The organism is Soonwooa sp. (assembly GCF_032062245.1).
Classification (GTDB): Bacteria; Bacteroidota; Bacteroidia; order Flavobacteriales; family Weeksellaceae; genus Soonwooa.
In genome coordinates this window covers 19,848-36,093 of the sequence record NZ_DAMBQF010000028.1, presented here as the reverse complement: position 1 = coordinate 36,093, position 16,246 = coordinate 19,848, and the positions used below count along the sequence as shown (strand labels likewise).

Below are 16,246 nucleotides of genomic sequence, written 5' to 3'. Positions count from 1 at the left end.
AATTAAAAATTTTAACCTGAAAAATTTGCAGATTAACATAGAACATCGGGGCTAGTGTAGAAAATTTGTCATCCAATTTCATTTTTTAATCCCTTCAAAAAAGCTTAAATTGCCACTTGATTTTTCGTTAAAACTTTGAATCTAGACACGCCCATAGAATTTATAAAAGGTATCGGAACCGAACGCGCCAAACTCATCAAAAATGTGTTGGGCATTCACAATTTGGAAGACTTTATCAACTTCTACCCGATTCGGTATATCGACAAATCAAAAATCTATACCGTTTCAGAACTAAGTCCGAGTTTGGATATTGACATTCAATTAAAAGGAAAAATTACAGACATCCAAGAAGTCGTTTCACCAAAAGGAAAACGACTGAGCGCAAAATTCCGCGACCAAACAGGAACAATCGATTTGGTTTGGTTTCGCTACAGCAAATGGATGAAAGAAAGCATCCCAGTCAGCAAAGACCTATTTATCTTTGGAAAAATACAAGCTTTCAACAATAGCTTTTCGATGCCACATCCCGAAATAGAAACCGACGAAGCAAAAGCCATTTCTGGCACTTTGCTTCCCGTCTATTCCAGCAGCGAAAAACTCACCAAAAGAGGCATTAACAATAAGTTGTTTCAGAATGTTATCTATGAAATTCTAAAAAACCTGCCACAATTAATCGACGAAAATCTCCCCGAAAATTTAATAAAAGCTTTAAAACTTTTAGGAAGATTAGATGCATTTTACAACATACATTTCCCTCAAAATCCACAGTTGGCACAACAAGCCAACCGCCGAATAAAATTCGAGGAAGCTTTCTTTTTCCAGTTAGGTTTTGGTTTGAAAAAACTACATCAACACACCAAATCCATCGGAAATCCATTTCCGATTGTTGGCGATTATTTTAATAATTTTTATAGCAATAATTTACCTTTTGATTTGACGGGCGCTCAAAAACGCGTTCTCAAAGAAATCCGAACCGATATGAAGCGCTCCACCCAAATGAATCGCTTGTTACAAGGCGATGTTGGATCGGGTAAAACGATGGTTGCACTTTTGACGATGTTAATTGCGATGGATAATAATTTCCAAAGTTGTATGATGGCACCGACTGAGATTTTGGCGCAACAACATTTTAATTCCATTCAGGATTTATTAAAAGATTCTAATGTTAAAGTCAAATTGCTGACAGGTTCTACCAAAACGTCAGAACGAAAAATCATCCACGAAGAATTATTATCTGGTGAACTTTCCATTTTGATTGGGACGCACGCCGTTTTGGAAGACATCGTACAGTTCAAAAATTTAGGATTGGTAATTATTGATGAGCAGCATCGCTTTGGTGTAGCACAACGCGCCAAACTTTGGGCGAAGAACAAAATTCCGCCACATATTTTGGTGATGACGGCAACGCCAATCCCAAGAACTTTGGCGATGAGTTTTTATTCTGACCTTGATGTATCCGTGATTGACGAAATGCCAGTTGGTAGAAAACCTATTGTCACAGCACACCGTCGCGAAAAAGACCGCGCTTATGTTTACAACTTTTGCCACGAAGAGTTAAAAAAAGGACGTCAAGTTTATTTCGTTTATCCATTAATCGAAGAATCTGAAACTTTAGACTACAAAAACTTACAGGATGGTTTTGACCATATTCTTAACCATTTCAAAAGTTATAATATCGCAATGCTTCATGGCCGAATGAAGCCCGATGAAAAAGACCAAGCGATGCAATATTTTGCTTCGGGAAACGCACAAATTATGGTTGCAACAACCGTTATCGAAGTTGGCGTTAATGTCCCGAATGCCTCAGTTATGGTTATCGAAAGCGCCGAAAGATTTGGACTTTCTCAACTTCATCAGCTGCGTGGACGCGTTGGTCGAGGCGCTGAACAGAGTTATTGTATCTTGATGACGTCTGACAAACTTTCTGCGGAAAGTCGCAAACGCATCAAAACGATGTGCGAAACCAATGACGGTTTCAAAATCTCCGAAGTTGATATGGAACTTCGAGGTCCAGGCGACATTTTGGGGACACAACAAAGTGGTGTTGTCGATTTTAAAAAGTTAAACCTCATGACGGATTCGCAAATTATAAAATTGGCGAAACTCGCTGTAGAACAACTTTTAGAGAAAGATGCACTTCTTGTCCATCCCAATCATCAAAGCATGAAAAACTTCTACATTAGACAATATAAAGGCAAAAACAAATGGTCTAAGATTTCGTAACGATTTGGTACTTTAAGTTTTTACACCTATTTTTGTCACACTTTTATCACGAACCTCAGCAGAGGTAGCAACCTGCAAAACAAGCAAGGTGCTAAAACGATAAGCCAATTTTTGGAAAAAATGTTGCACTATCTTCTGCTGACTTCGCCAAATAACGACGTATGACAACAGAACATAAACCTCGCGAAAGCTTTATCAGCTTGATTCCTTTTTTAGTATTTGTCCTAAGTTTTTTAGGAGCAGGAATTTATCTTAACGACTTTTATGCCTTGCCCTCTCCTATTGCCATGGCACTAGGAATTATCACTGCTTTTCTAATCATCAAACTTCCATTTAAAACAAAAATGGACGAATTTCTGAAAGGTTTGGGTGATAAAAATGTGTTAACTATGTGCGTTATTTATCTTTTGGCAGGCGCGTTTTCTACCGTTTCTAAAGCGTCGGGAAGCGTTGATGCTATCGTAAATTTAGGTTTAGAATATATTCCTGTTAATTATATTGCGCTTGGTATTTTTATATTGGCTTCGTTTTTATCTTTGGCGTCCGGTACTTCGGTTGGCAGCATTGTAGCACTTGGTCCCATCGCTATCGAATTGGCAACAAAAAGTGGCGCCGATGTTAACCTCATCGCAGCGTCACTATTGACAGGCGCAATGTTTGGAGATAATCTTTCGGTGATTTCTGACACGACAATTGCTGCTGCACAATCTTTGGGAAGTAAAATGTCTGATAAATTCCGAACTAATCTTTGGATTGCAGCGCCAGCATTTTTAATAACGATTTTTATTCTACTTTTTAATAATTCGGAAGTTACCCAAATACAGGATTTATCTAGACAAAGCGGCAGTTTTTATCTTTTAATTCCGTACATTTTGGTTATAGGTTTGGCATTTGCAGGCGTTGATGTTTTTTTCGTTTTATTAATTGGTGTTGTCGTGTCAGGAATTATCGGTCTATCAAATAACAGTATGGACTTGTTAAGTTTTGCAAAGGAAAGTTATAATGGTTTTACTTCGATGACTGAGATATTCCTTCTATCCTTATTAACAGGCGGTTTAGCTGCAATTATCGAATATGCGGGTGGTATACGATTTCTTTTAAATAAAATTTTAAAATCGATAAAATCGAGATTTTCTGCAATGTTGGGAATGGGCGTTTTGGTAAGTCTTGTTGATGCTTGTATTGCAAATAATACGATTGCGATTTTGATAACGGGAAAAGTTGCAAAACCAATTTCTGAGCATTATGAGTTTGAACCTCGAAAAATGGCTTCGGTATTGGACATTTTCTCATGTATTATCCAAGGTATTATTCCGTACGGTGCGCAGGTATTAATCTTGGTGAGCTTTGGAAAAAATAAGATTGACTACATCCAACTTATTAGCCAATCTTATTATATTTGGTTGCTTTTGATTTGCGTTTTAGTATTTATTTTCTTGAATAGAAATCAAACTTATAAATTAAATTCCATTAAATAATCGTCCATTACATAACCACTTCCAATATCGAAAACTGCTTCGCCGTAGACTTTGTAGTTTTGAGATTCGTAAAATTGACGCGCAACATTATTTTTATTCACTGTTAAAATAATACGATTATCTCCCACGGATTGGGTATGTTTTTTAACGAGATTAAGACCAAATTTTCCAGCGCCTTTTCCTTTAGCTTCTGGCACAAGATAAATGCGATGCAACTTGGTTGTGTTAGGTTCTAAATGATGTTCGAAACCAACAAATCCCAAAGGCGTTTCATCATCAAATATTAAAAAATAATGATAATTAGGATTTTGAAAATGTTCTAAAATTGCATTTTCAGTATACATCATATCGAGCATATATTCTAACTGCTCTTTTGATAAAATCTTTGAGTAAGTGTCTTCCCAAGAAATTCTGGCAAGCTTCTGTATCAACTCGATATCGAATTGCGTTGCAGGTTTAGTTGTAATCATATTTAAAATAAAAAATGGGCCGAAGCCCACTTAATTATATATTTTTCATTTCAGCTTTGATCCTATCTTGTAGACCTTCCGAAGCTTTTGTTAAGGGTAATCTCAAAGTATTTTTAATAATTCCCATTTCTGCAAGAATAGTTTTAACACCGCAAGGATTTCCTTCTGCAAAAATTAGTCTTGTGATGTCCACCAACTTGTTATGGATGTCGTAGGCTTCTTTAACTTTACCATCGAAAGCTAGTTGTACCATCCTCGAAAACTCTTTTGGATAAGCTTGTCCAATTACCGAGATCACGCCATTACCACCAGCCAATGTTACTGGAAGCGTATATTCATCATCACCCGAAACCAAATTAAAATTAGCAGTTTTTTTTCTCACAATATCAAAATATTGCAGAATATTGGGCGCCGCTTCTTTAATCATAATCAAATTCGGGAATTCTTTAGCTAATCTTAAAGTCGTATCTGCTTCGATATTTTGCCCCGTTCTTGACGGAACATTGTAGATGATAATATTTTTACCAGTCGCAGCAATTGCTTTATAATGTTGATAAAGTCCTTCCTGATTTGGCTTGTTATAATATGGAGAAACCGAAAGAACCGCCTCAAAATCTGATAAATCTGTCTCCTCGATTTGTTTAACAACTTCCATCGTGTTGTTACCACCAATCCCAAGAACTAGCGGCACACGTTTATTATTCACCTTTATGATATGCTCAACAACCTGTTTCTTCTCGTCATTAGAAAGTGTTGCAGCCTCAGCCGTTGTGCCAAGAACCACAAGATAGTTAGTTCCGTTATCGATATTGTAATCCACTAACTTTGTTAGAGAATCGAAATCTATCGATAAATCTTCATTAAAGGGCGTTACCAACGCAACACCTACACCTTTTAAATTGCTCATATCTTAAATTAGAATTTACTTGTAAAGTTAAAGTTTTTGTTTGATTCTTTAATTAAATTTAATCTGAAAAAAATCAAAATTTGTTAGCTATAACCTAACATTTTCTAAACAATGCGCCTCGCAAAAAATTCTTAGCTTTGCTTTTTTAAAGTTAAAAGATATATGAAGAGGTTTCAGATATATGTTTTAGGAGCGACTTTAGCTTTGCTAACTGCTTGTACATCGCGCCAAAACATTAGTAATATCCAAGCACATCAAAACATTGTTATTGATAGTAACATTAATGATGATGCAACTTTCAAGGAAGTAATTGCGCCCTACAAAAACGAACTTGAGAAGCAGATGAATATTAAAATTTCTCACACTTCTGTGGAGCTTAACAAAGCTGGTGACAACAGCAATTTGGGAAATCTTCTCACAGATTATACATACGAAGGCGCATTGGCTTGGGCAAAGGCTAACAACATCCCAAACATCGATGGCGCTGTTATCAATATTGGTGGCATCCGAACGATAATTCCCGCAGGTGATATTACGATAAAACAAATTTTTGAAGTAATGCCTTTTGAAAATGAAGTTGTTATTGTTAAATTAAAAGGAAGCGATTTACAAGGACTGTTTGACTATTATCTTAAGGAAAAAACGAATAATCCAGTTTCTCACATCACGATTATTACGCAAGGAAATAATATAAAAACTGGACTTATTTCTGGGCAAAAAATTGAGAAAGACAAAACTTACTACATCGCAACTTCCGATTATCTAGCAATGGGCGGCGACAGAATGTACTTTTTCGGGAAAGGAGAAATGATCGGCACAGGTATCAAATTACGAGAACTTTTCATAGAAAAGTTTAAAGAAAATAAAGAAGTTAAAGTCCCTGCAGATCTGCGTCTTGACCTAAAATAATTATGTTATGAAAAGAAAAGAATTTTTAAAATATATTGGTGCAGGTAGTTTAGGACTTAGTTTAACGCCTAATTTAGTTTTAGCAAATACGTTTACGAAACCTACTCTATCGCAAAATATCAAACTTACAATCTTACATACCAACGACCAACATAGTCGTATTGAGCCTTTTGATGCATCTTATTCAAAAAATCCGAATCAGGGAGGTTTTGCAAGACGAGCGAGTTTGGTACAACAAATTAGAAATCAAGAAAATAACCTTTTACTTTTAGACTCTGGAGATATCTTCCAAGGGACGCCATATTTCAATTTTTTCGGTGGCGAATTGGAGTTTAAACTAATGAGTATGATGAAGTACGATGCGTCGACAATGGGGAACCACGATTTTGATAATGGAATAGAAGGTTTTCTTAAAGTTTTACCAAATGCAAAATTTCCATTTATTTGCTCAAATTATAACTTTAAAAATACTATTTTAGACGGCAAAACAGAATCCTATAAAATATTTGACAAAAACGGCATAAAAGTCGGAATTTTCGGAGTCGGTGTTGAGCTAAAAGGTTTGGTTGGAAAAGCCAATTATCAAGAAACGGAATATATTAATCCAATCGAAATTGCTCAGCAATACAGCCAGTTTTTAAGACATGAAAAAAAATGTGACTTGGTGATTTGCCTTTCGCACCTTGGCTACGATTACGAAAAAGAACCCGAAAAAATGTCCGATTTGATCTTAGCAAAAAAGACATCTGGTATCGATCTCATTTTAGGAGGTCACACACATACTTTTCTTCCTGAGCCACAGGTTTTGAATAATAGTGAAGGAAAAAAAGTGTTGGTTAACCAAGTTGGTTGGGCGGGACTTTTGTTAGGTCGAATAGATTTTTATTTCAATAAAGATAAAAGCGTGAAAAATATTTCTTGGATAAATCAAGTTATAGATGAAAGCATAATTGCGTAATATGAGAAAAGCTTTATTATTAACATCCATGCTGTCTATTGCAGCATTTAATGCTCAAAACACTTCTAGATGGAGTGATTTGTTTTCATATAATAATGTATTAGCCATTAGAGATGATGGGCAAAAGCTAATAGCTGCGACAGAAAACGGAATTTTCTACTACAACCCAACGTCTGGGGAAGTTAGTAAATTATCGAAAGCCAATGGACTTCACGAAGTAAAAATTACTGCTTTTGATTACAACCCTGAGACTAAAATCGGACTTGTTGGTTACAAATCTGGGGCAATGGATGTTATTACACCTGAAGGCGTTTTTCTGATTATGGATATTCCTATTGCCAATGGGTATTTAGGTGATAAAAAAATTAATCATATTTCGATTTCTGGTAATAAAGCAGTTATTTCTGTAGGTTACGGTGTTTCTATTTTTAATTTGGATAAAAGAGAATTTGGGGATACAGCATTTTTTAATACTGGAGGGGCATATAATGCGGCTTTAGAAGCTGGAATTTTTAACGATAAAGTCGTTGTTGCCACTCAAAATGGACTTCTAACACATACGATAGACACGACATTCCCTGTTTACAATACATGGACAACTCAATCTACAGGTAGTTTTACAAATATAGCATCAAAAGATCTTATTGCGTATTCCACTGCAAATCAAGTAAGATTTGGTAACAATGTCACATCAACTACGGCTTTACCACAAAGTTTTAGTAATGTGAAAGATGTTGTCATAACAGATCAGAACATTATTGTTGCTGATAATTCAAAACTATACAGCTTTACTAAAACTGGTGCATTACAAAAAACAATTGATTTCACAGAAGAACTTAATTCTGGCTATGTATTTAATAATCAGATATTTTCAGCAACAAAACTAAATGGTTTATTAAATGAAAGCAAATCAAGCTTCAGACCTGATGGACCTTATAATAATTTTTCATATAAAGTAAGCCTACTTAATAATCAAATTTGGGTTTCATCAGGCTCAAGATCCGAATACGACGTACCAACTCCTAATGGATTAGGTTATTATCATTTTGATGGTCAAAAATGGAATTATCCTGATTATTTCATTAACAATCCAATAGTTTTTAATATTATGGATGTTACACCAAATCCGAATGATATGAGCGAAGTGTTTTTCGTGAATTATTCGATGGTTAATACGCACAAAGGTATTTACAAAATGAAAAATAATCAATTTGTTAAATCCTACATGACTACTGATGGGAGCTCTGGGTATAATAGACCTACGGGACTTACTTTCGATGACAAAAATAACTTATTTGCTAGTATTAGTACCTTGTTCTATAACGACCCGTTAGTTGGTTATGTTGGATATTATTATTACAATAGATCTAGTGACAATTTTTCAACAATTCGATTAGTCAATGGAAATAGAGCACAAAAACCTATGACAAAAGATAATATACTTTATATACCTTGCCCTCGAGAAGGCGCAGGAGGTCTAGTAATGTATGATTATGGGACACAACCCGGGGCATCATCCAATCCAATAAAATTCTTAACCAAAGAAAACAATCTTGCAACGAGCGATGCAATTTCTGCAGCAATAGACAAAAATGAAAATGTATGGATAGGAGGACAGAAAGGAATAAGAGTCCTTGCTAATCCTAGAGATGCTTTTGGAGATACAAAACCACAAACGGAGCCAATAATAATCGAACAAAATGGAATTGGCGAAGAGTTATTTAGAGATTCTGAAATACTTCAAATTTCGGTAGACTCTGGGAATCAAAAATGGATATCTGTACGAGGTGGAGGCGTATATTACCTAAGCTCAAGTGGAGAACAAACTTATTTACATTTTACTAAAGCCAACTCACCGCTCCCATCCGACAATATTACAGATATTCAAATCGATGAGAAAACTGGTAAAGTATATTTTGCGAGTTCCGAAGGTTTAATGGTATATCAAGGTGATGTAGCTGACGTTAACGAAAATTTCGGTAATGTTGTGGTATATCCTAATCCTGTAATTTATGCAAGCTATAAAGGAAATGTCCGTATCAAAGGTTTAGCTGAAAAAACAAATATCAGAATTACTGATGCTGCAGGTAATGTCGTACATAGCGCTGTGGCAAGAGGTGGTTATTACGAATGGAATCTTAACAACCAAAAAGGATCTCGTGTTGCTTCAGGTATTTACTTTGTTTTGATGACAAATGCTGACGGTACCGATACCAAAACTGCAAAAATCGCGATCGTTAATTAATGAATTCTTATAAGGGCTTTCTTCTGTCATACATCAGATATGGCGACAGCGATGCTATTCTCCGTTGTTACACGGAAGAAAGTGCTTATCTTAGCTTTTATATCAGAGGAATATACTCTGTTAAGAACAAGAAAAAAGCCTATCTTTTTCCGTTGAATGAGTTGCAACTCTCTACAAATAAAGGAAAATTCAATACCGAATTGTTGATTGCTTCGAATATCGAATCGGTTTCTAAAAAGGATTTATACCAAGACATAAAAGCCAACGCCGTTATCTTTTTTGTTGCAGATTTACTAAATCAAATTCTTAGACACGAAAACGAAGCACATCCAAAGCTTTATACTGTCATTGCTGAATTTCTACAGGAAGTAGAATTATCCAATATGCAAGCGCATTTGGTTTTGATGCTTAAAATTATCAAAATCCAAGGTTGGGCGCCATTAGAAAGTGAAGCCAATTATCTTAATCCCGAGACAGGAAATTTTGGAAATTCGGAGGTTCATTATCTTTTTGACAAGGAGAATTCTATGACTTGGAAAGCCTATCTAAATAAAGAAAATCCTTACGATTTAATCCTAAATCGAGAACAAAGGCAAAAGTTTTTAGATAGTCTTTTGGTATACTATCATTTCCATTTTGTCGATTTTAAAACACCAAAATCCTTAGAAATTATTCAAGATATTTTTTAATGATGGTACACATCATTATACTTTACGCCAGCTTTAATCGCAACATCTAAAATATTTTCGGTCGGAATTAAAGGACAACTATAATCGAACGCATTATAAGCACAATACGGCTGATAAGCTTTATTAAAGTCAATAACAATAGTATTTTTGTCCGTTTTTTCTAAATCTATATAACGTCCACCACCGTAAGTTTGCTTGCTATTTGTTAAATCTCCAAAAGGCATAAATACATGATTAACATATTCGGGATTAGTTTGCAAAGCATCATTTGTATATAAAGTCACCACCAAATCTTTTCCATTAAGTTTAAAATATGCTTTTCCATATTCTGTAAAAGATTTTGATTTTCCAGAAGATGTTGGCATTATTAATTTTTGGTCAGATGTTGATTTCTCAAGTCTTGCAACAATTCTGTATTTTTTACTAATTGGGAAAAAAGGATGTTCAGTAAACTTTGTAAAATTATCGCCCCTCAAAGGCGATTCACCCTCAGTTTTATATTCTCTATTTAATTCTTTTTTAAAATCTAAAACACTCTTTTTCCAATCTTTTGTAGATTGTCCATTAATGTTTAAAAATCCAAAAAGCATTAAAAGCACTAAAAAATATTTCATCAATCAATAATTATGTTGTAGACATCGCTTTTGTTCCGTTTGATATTTGGAACAAAAAATCCATTAGATTCGGGAATAATTTCTGCAAGTGTAAAACTCTTACAATCCGGTGGCAATCCCGAAAAATACAAAGTAAATAAAAAAGTTTTACCCGGCGGCACATCTGTCCATTCCGGGTAATAACTTATATTTTCACAATGAATTAATTCACTTAGCAGATTAGAATTGGCATCGTCATACAAAAAAGTTGACTGCCAAATTCTTATTTTCTCCTCAAAAAAACCAACCGATTGAAAACGACAATGCACAATCACAATCTTGTCCATCAAGTGCAATTCTTTGTTCGCTTCTTTTAGCGATGCATCGATAAAAGGTTTGGTTTTGATAGTGTTCATTTAATAATCAAGTTCTAGCTTAGCTTTGCTAAAATTACGAACTTTTTCTGTCAAATTTTTATCTGTCGCCAAAGAAACACCATAGCTTGGGATCATTTCTTTAATCTTAGAACTCCATTTTCCTCCGTCTGTCATTCTGTCAGGGAAACAACGTTCCAAAACATCCAACATTGCATAGACAGATGTACTTGCACCTGGCGAAGCACCAAGTAATGAGGCGATTGTTCCGTTTTTGTTAACAACAACTTCGGTCCCAAACTCTAACTTACCACCATCTTTTGCATCTTTTTTAATAACCTGAACACGTTGTCCAGCAACTTTTAATTCCCAATCTTCTTCTTTTGCATCTTTAATAAAATCTCTCAAATGCGCTAGACGTTGAGACTTGGTCATTGCAACTTGCTGAATAAGATATCTTGTCAACGGCAAATTATGCCACCAAGCTCCAAACAACGAACGTATGTTCTTGAAATTGACACTTTCTGGTAAATCTAGATAACTTCCTTCCTTTAAAAATTTAGTTGAAAAACCTGCGAAAGGCCCAAATAAAAGCGCTTCTTGACCATCAATAATTCTTAAATCCAAATGCGGAACGGACATTGGCGGCGCATCAACTGTTGCTTGCGTATAAGCTTTAACTTTGTGCTGCGCAATTAATTCTGGGTTGTGAGTCACCAACCATTGCCCACTAACTGGGAAACCGCCATAGCCTTGACTTTCTTCGATATCAGAACTATCCAAAAGCGGCAAAGCATAACCGCCAGCTCCGATGAAAACAAATCTTGCATCAACTTCCTGCGTGTGAAGATTTTTTCTATCTTTTACTTTTATACGCCATTCACCGTCATCTTTAAGATCAATATCTTTAACTTCGTGGTACGTAAAAACCTCAACGCTACTGTCTTCTTGAAGATGATTAAATAATTTTTTAGTTAAAGCGCCAAAATTAACATCTGTTCCCAAATCCATTTTAGTCGCGGCTAATTTGTCTTGCGCACTTCTTTTTCTCATAATCAACGGCACCCATTCTTGAAGTTGGCTATGATTGTCAGAGAATTTCATCCCTTCAAAAAGGTGAGATTGTGTCATCGCCTCGTGACGACGACGTAGATAATCCACATCACGATCGCCAAAAACAAAACTCATGTGCGGACAAGAATTGATAAAATCTTTAGGATTAGAAATGAGTCCTTTATCGATAAGATAAGACCAAAATTGTTTTGAAATTTCAAACTGTTCAGCAATTTTTTCTGCTTTTTTGATATCAATACTACCATCTTTTTTCTCTGGCGTATAGTTAAGTTCACAAAAGGCTGAATGTCCTGTACCAGCGTTATTCCAAGCGTCAGAACTTTCTTTAGCGACGTCATCTAGTCGTTCAAAAATTGCTACTTTAAGATTGGGTTCTAATTGGTGGACAATTGTCCCCAATGTTGCACTCATAATACCACCGCCTATTAGTACAAGGTCGTATTTTGGTTTGGGAGTATCCATTATATAGTATAATTGTTTATTGCAAAAGTTTGCAGAAAATATCATACCAACAAGGGCATTTTCGGTAACGAATTTGCCCAAAATCTTGAAAAATATTTTCGTAAATTTACGGCCAAGTTTAGTCAGTTTTAATGCCTAAACAATTTTAAATAATGAAAGCATTAAAAACCCTAAATCCTTATTTCTGGAAGCACAGAGTCCTTCTTTTTTGGGGATTTTTATTTATCATCCTTAGTAACTTTTTTACAATCTATAAAGTACAATTTGTTGGTCAAACGATTAACATCATCGAAGGTAATTACGACAACCTTAAACTTTCTAAAGAAGCAAGTCTTATCGACAATGTAAAAGCCAATTGGAGTTATTTCCGCATTATTTTTATCAATTCTGGGATATTGCTGGTTTGCTCCCTGTTATCTGGTTTTTTCACTTTTATGATGCGTCAAACGATTATCGTTGCATCTCGTCGAATCGAATATGAATTAAAAAATAAAATCTTCCGTCATTACGAAGATTTATCACTAACCGATTACAAGAAAACCACCATCGGCGATCTTATGAACCGCCTGAGCGAAGATGTTGTGGCCATAAGAATGTATCTAGGCCCTGGTGTTATGTATGTTGTCAACCTAGCAATTCTACTTATTATCACAAGTAGTTATATGTTAATGACCGATGTTGAAATGACATTTTGGACTTTAATTCCGTTACCGATTTTATCATTTGTGATCTACAAAGTCAGCAACATTATTAATCAAAAATCGAAAACCATGCAGAAGAGCCAATCTGCAATTTCGACTTTTGTCCAAGACAGCTTTTCGGGAATTCGTGTGGTTAAATATTTTAGCAAAGAAAAATATATTGAAAAAAATTACGGTATTAAAGTTAAAGATTATCAAGACAAAGCCTTAGATTTAGCAAAGACAGAAGCCTATTTTTTCACCATTATTTTATTTGTAATTGGACTTCTTAATGTCGCTATTATCTTTATTGGTGGCCAAAAATACATCGCTGGCGAAATGAGCGTTGGTACTATTGCAGATTTCTTTTTATATATTAATATCCTTATTTGGCCGTTTTCAATGGTTGGTTGGGTAACGTCAGTCAATCAACGTGCAGAAGCGTCTATGCAGCGTGTTAATGAGTTTTTAGACATGAAATCTGACATCGTCAATACAAACCATGAGAATTATTCTATAAATGGCGATATCGAATTCAGAAACGTTAGTTATACTTACCCGAATACAGGTATCAAAGCTTTGGACAATTTAAGTTTTAAAGTTAATGCCGGCGAAACTTTGGCGATAATGGGAAAAACAGGAAGTGGAAAATCTACCATCGCACTTCTTCTTGGTCGATTGATTGATCCTGATGAAGGAGAAATTTTGATTGATGGTAAAAATCTAAAAGATCACAATCTTGAACTTTACAGACAAAAAATAGGTTACATTCCGCAAGAGAGTTATTTATTTTCGGACACCATTGCATACAATATTGGCTTCGCGATCGATAATCCGGGAGAAGATTTGATTATTAAATATGCGAAAAAAGCAGATGTTCATAAGAATATTGTTGAGTTCAAAGATCAATACGAAACAATAGTTGGAGAACGCGGTGTAATGCTATCTGGTGGGCAAAAACAGAGAATTTGCATTGCTAGAGCCTTAATAAAAGACCCGCAAATTTTAGTATTTGACGATAGCCTATCCGCTCTAGACACAGAGACGGAGGAAAATATTCTACAAAACATTGAAAACGACCTACAATCTGCAACTTCAATCATTATAACGCACAGAGAATCAAGTGCAAAACGTGCAGATAAAATTCTTTATTTACCATAGAAATACTCTTAATTTATCAAAAAAAAAGAGTTTTTTTTTATGAAATTTCATTTTTATTTATAAATAATTCAAAAAACATTTTGAATTAAGCAGAATTCTATTATATTTGTTTACACAGATTTCAAAAATATCGTACAAATGAGTGAATACAAGGAACGCCACGAAAATGAAATTTTCACAAGGGTATTGAAGGCAGGTAGAAGAACCTATTTCTTTGATGTGCGCGAGACAAAAGCTGGAGATTATTATCTTACGATTACTGAAAGTAAAAAGAATTTCGGGGAAAACGGAGAGGCAACTTTTGAAAAGCACAAAATCTACCTTTACAAAGAAGATTTCAAGAATTTCCAAGACATGTTTAATGAATCAACCGATTTTATCATCGAGCAAAAAGGTGAAGACGTTATTTCTGAAAAACATGACAAGGATTACAAATCCAAATCTTACACTTTGGAGTCAGACGAAGAGGTCTAAGAATTACAAGAAAAGAGTTAAAGGCATCCAAAATCAAATTTTAGGATGTTTTTTTATGCTTTTTCTGAAAATAAATTTCATCATACTGAAATAAAAAAAGACACTCTAAGAAGAGTGTCTTTGTAGCGAGGACGGGAATTGAACCCGTGACCTCAGGGTTATGAATCCTGCGCTCTAACCATCTGAGCTACCTCGCCGATTTTGTGGTGCAAATATAGAAAAAATTTACACTCACGCAAAATTATTTTAGATTAAAATATTCAAAAACTTGTGATAGTTGATCTGGCTTAGCTACAATTTTATTAGAACTATCTAATATAAAGTAAGTTGGCGTTGCATGCACATTGTAATTTTTTGCATACTCGCTGTACCAACCTTTACCGTCTGCAGCACTTACCCAAGGAAATTTCGATGCTAAATCCGAATAAGATTTAAGATCTGCATCAATTGACAAACCGATAACTTCAACTTTTTTAGATTTTAAAGCTTGATATTTTTCAATAATCTTAGGAAGCTCCGCTGTACAATGCGAACAAGTTGATGACCAAACAATGATTACTTTATGATCAGCTTTAACGTCAGAAATCGATTTAGCTTTGGTATTGTAAGTATTATAAAGTTTCGAATCTGGGAGCTTAGCACCAATTTGCAACTCTTCTTGACCTTTGATTGTACTCGCTAAACGATCATTAATAGTACATTTTAATTCTTTAGCTTCTTTAAGGTATTTATCCTTCATGTCGGCCATGCCATAAGTATCAAAAATCTCAATTAACTCCGACAAAACAGTTTGTCCTCTTGGTGTTTCAATATCAACGTTTTTTAACAGCTTATCGATATCCGCATTAATATTGTCTTTACCAGCAGTGTTAAGATACGAAATCAAAATAGGTTTTAATAAAGAAGAAGTTTCTAAAAAGCTACCTGACTTTACAATAAAGTCGCTGTATTCTTGTAATGGTATGTTTTTATAGTCTGGATTATTAACATATCTAGACGCTGTCTCATTATAATAGTTAATAAATGGAAAATTACCCCCAGTTACAGGCGAAGATGACAAAGTTGCTATCTCTTTTTCTAAAGCTGAATAAAATGGATCTATCGGCTTATAATAGTCTTTAATCTGTAAAAGTGCAGGATAGATTAATTCTTTTTTCTTTTGACCATTCTGTGACGTTTCAAAATACTTGTTAGCAGGATCTAAAAATGTCACTTGCTTTATGGCTTTATTTTCGACTTTATCGACAGTCAAGTTAATATCTTGATTTTCCGATGCCATTTGGATACTATTATTAGAAGGGAAAAGTACCAAACGCAACATGCCTTTATAACTTTTGGGAACTGAAATACTAAGGCTATTACCTTTTTTAGCTCCTTTTCCTAATAAAATATCTTTGGATCCGTCATACGCAAAAAGATATGCGTCATCGACTTGAAAATCAGAAGGCAAATTCGCATTAACTTTGAATTGTGCCGAAATGCTAGATGCTCCTAATAAACAAAGAGCCAATACGGTGTTTCTCATATTACAAATATAAAAAACTCACTT

Annotated in this window: 14 protein-coding genes, 1 tRNA gene and 1 riboswitch; of the genes, 8 read left to right on the top strand and 7 right to left on the bottom strand. The window is 34.8% G+C overall.

Annotation, left to right across the window (positions count from 1 at the left end; all coding sequences use genetic code 11):
• The first annotated feature begins 135 nt into the window (after positions 1-135).
• A complete protein-coding gene (gene recG / locus RT037_RS11575) occupies positions 136-2,223 on the top strand; it encodes an ATP-dependent DNA helicase RecG (RefSeq protein ID WP_313031384.1) in 2,088 nt (695 codons plus the stop codon).
• A gap of 38 nt (positions 2,224-2,261) precedes the next feature.
• Positions 2,262-2,354, top strand: a riboswitch (SAM-I-IV-variant riboswitch).
• Between the two features lie 30 nt (positions 2,355-2,384).
• Complete coding sequence (locus RT037_RS11570) at positions 2,385-3,701, top strand: Na+/H+ antiporter NhaC family protein (RefSeq protein ID WP_312322682.1); 1,317 nt, start codon at positions 2,385-2,387, stop codon at positions 3,699-3,701.
• On the opposite strand, the gene RT037_RS11565 is transcribed toward RT037_RS11570, so the two are convergent.
• Both RT037_RS11565 and dapA read right to left on the bottom strand, forming a co-directional pair.
• Complete coding sequence (locus tag RT037_RS11565) at positions 3,677-4,171, bottom strand: GNAT family N-acetyltransferase (protein ID WP_312322681.1); 495 nt, start codon at positions 4,169-4,171, stop codon at positions 3,677-3,679. The genes RT037_RS11570 and RT037_RS11565 overlap by 25 nt on opposite strands.
• Positions 4,172-4,205: 34 nt before the next feature.
• Entirely contained in the window at positions 4,206-5,078 is an 873-nt protein-coding gene (gene dapA / locus RT037_RS11560) for a 4-hydroxy-tetrahydrodipicolinate synthase (protein WP_312322680.1), read from the bottom strand.
• Between the two features lie 162 nt (positions 5,079-5,240).
• Between dapA and RT037_RS11555 the strand changes: the two genes are divergently transcribed.
• The 4 genes from RT037_RS11555 to recO are packed head-to-tail and all read left to right on the top strand — an operon-like array spanning position 5,241 to position 9,879.
• Complete coding sequence (locus RT037_RS11555) at positions 5,241-5,987, top strand: 5'-nucleotidase (protein WP_312322679.1); 747 nt, start codon at positions 5,241-5,243, stop codon at positions 5,985-5,987.
• 7 nt (positions 5,988-5,994) lie between these two features.
• On the top strand, positions 5,995-6,945 hold the full coding sequence (locus RT037_RS11550) for a metallophosphatase (protein WP_313031379.1): 951 nt from the start codon (positions 5,995-5,997) through the stop codon (positions 6,943-6,945).
• Between the two features lies 1 nt (position 6,946).
• On the top strand, positions 6,947-9,190 hold the full coding sequence (locus tag RT037_RS11545; protein WP_313031375.1) for a T9SS type A sorting domain-containing protein: 2,244 nt from the start codon (positions 6,947-6,949) through the stop codon (positions 9,188-9,190).
• On the top strand, positions 9,190-9,879 hold the full coding sequence (gene recO, locus RT037_RS11540) for a DNA repair protein RecO (protein ID WP_313031370.1): 690 nt from the start codon (positions 9,190-9,192) through the stop codon (positions 9,877-9,879). The genes RT037_RS11545 and recO overlap by 1 nt, the downstream gene beginning before the upstream one ends.
• On the opposite strand, the gene RT037_RS11535 is transcribed toward recO, so the two are convergent.
• From RT037_RS11535 to mqo, 3 genes are read right to left on the bottom strand one after another with little or no spacing between them, the layout of a single operon-like run.
• Positions 9,876-10,493 carry a DUF1684 domain-containing protein gene (locus RT037_RS11535; protein WP_313031366.1) on the bottom strand — a complete coding sequence of 206 codons (618 nt, stop codon included), beginning with the start codon at positions 10,491-10,493 and terminating at the stop codon, positions 9,876-9,878. The two genes, recO and RT037_RS11535, sit on opposite strands and share 4 nt — an antisense overlap.
• A complete protein-coding gene (locus RT037_RS11530; RefSeq protein ID WP_313031363.1) occupies positions 10,493-10,888 on the bottom strand; it encodes a hypothetical protein in 396 nt (131 codons plus the stop codon). Before RT037_RS11530 ends, RT037_RS11535 begins: the two co-directional genes overlap by 1 nt.
• Positions 10,889-12,382 carry a malate dehydrogenase (quinone) gene (gene mqo / locus RT037_RS11525; RefSeq protein WP_313031359.1) on the bottom strand — a complete coding sequence of 498 codons (1,494 nt, stop codon included), beginning with the start codon at positions 12,380-12,382 and terminating at the stop codon, positions 10,889-10,891. It abuts the gene before it with no gap.
• A 152-nt stretch (positions 12,383-12,534) separates the two neighbouring features.
• Here mqo and RT037_RS11520 point away from each other — a divergent pair, with 152 nt between their 5' ends.
• Complete coding sequence (locus RT037_RS11520; RefSeq protein ID WP_313031353.1) at positions 12,535-14,223, top strand: ABC transporter ATP-binding protein; 1,689 nt, start codon at positions 12,535-12,537, stop codon at positions 14,221-14,223.
• 138 nt (positions 14,224-14,361) lie between these two features.
• Positions 14,362-14,697 (top strand): DUF3276 family protein, encoded by a 336-nt coding sequence (locus RT037_RS11515; RefSeq protein ID WP_312324532.1) that lies wholly within the window; start codon positions 14,362-14,364, stop codon positions 14,695-14,697.
• Positions 14,698-14,820: 123 nt separating this feature from the next.
• Here the strand turns inward: RT037_RS11515 and RT037_RS11510 are convergent.
• Positions 14,821-14,894: transfer RNA gene (locus RT037_RS11510), tRNA-Met, on the bottom strand.
• A gap of 44 nt (positions 14,895-14,938) precedes the next feature.
• A complete protein-coding gene (locus RT037_RS11505) occupies positions 14,939-16,222 on the bottom strand; it encodes a TlpA disulfide reductase family protein (RefSeq protein ID WP_313031347.1) in 1,284 nt (427 codons plus the stop codon).
• Between the last annotated feature and the right edge of the window lie 24 nt (positions 16,223-16,246).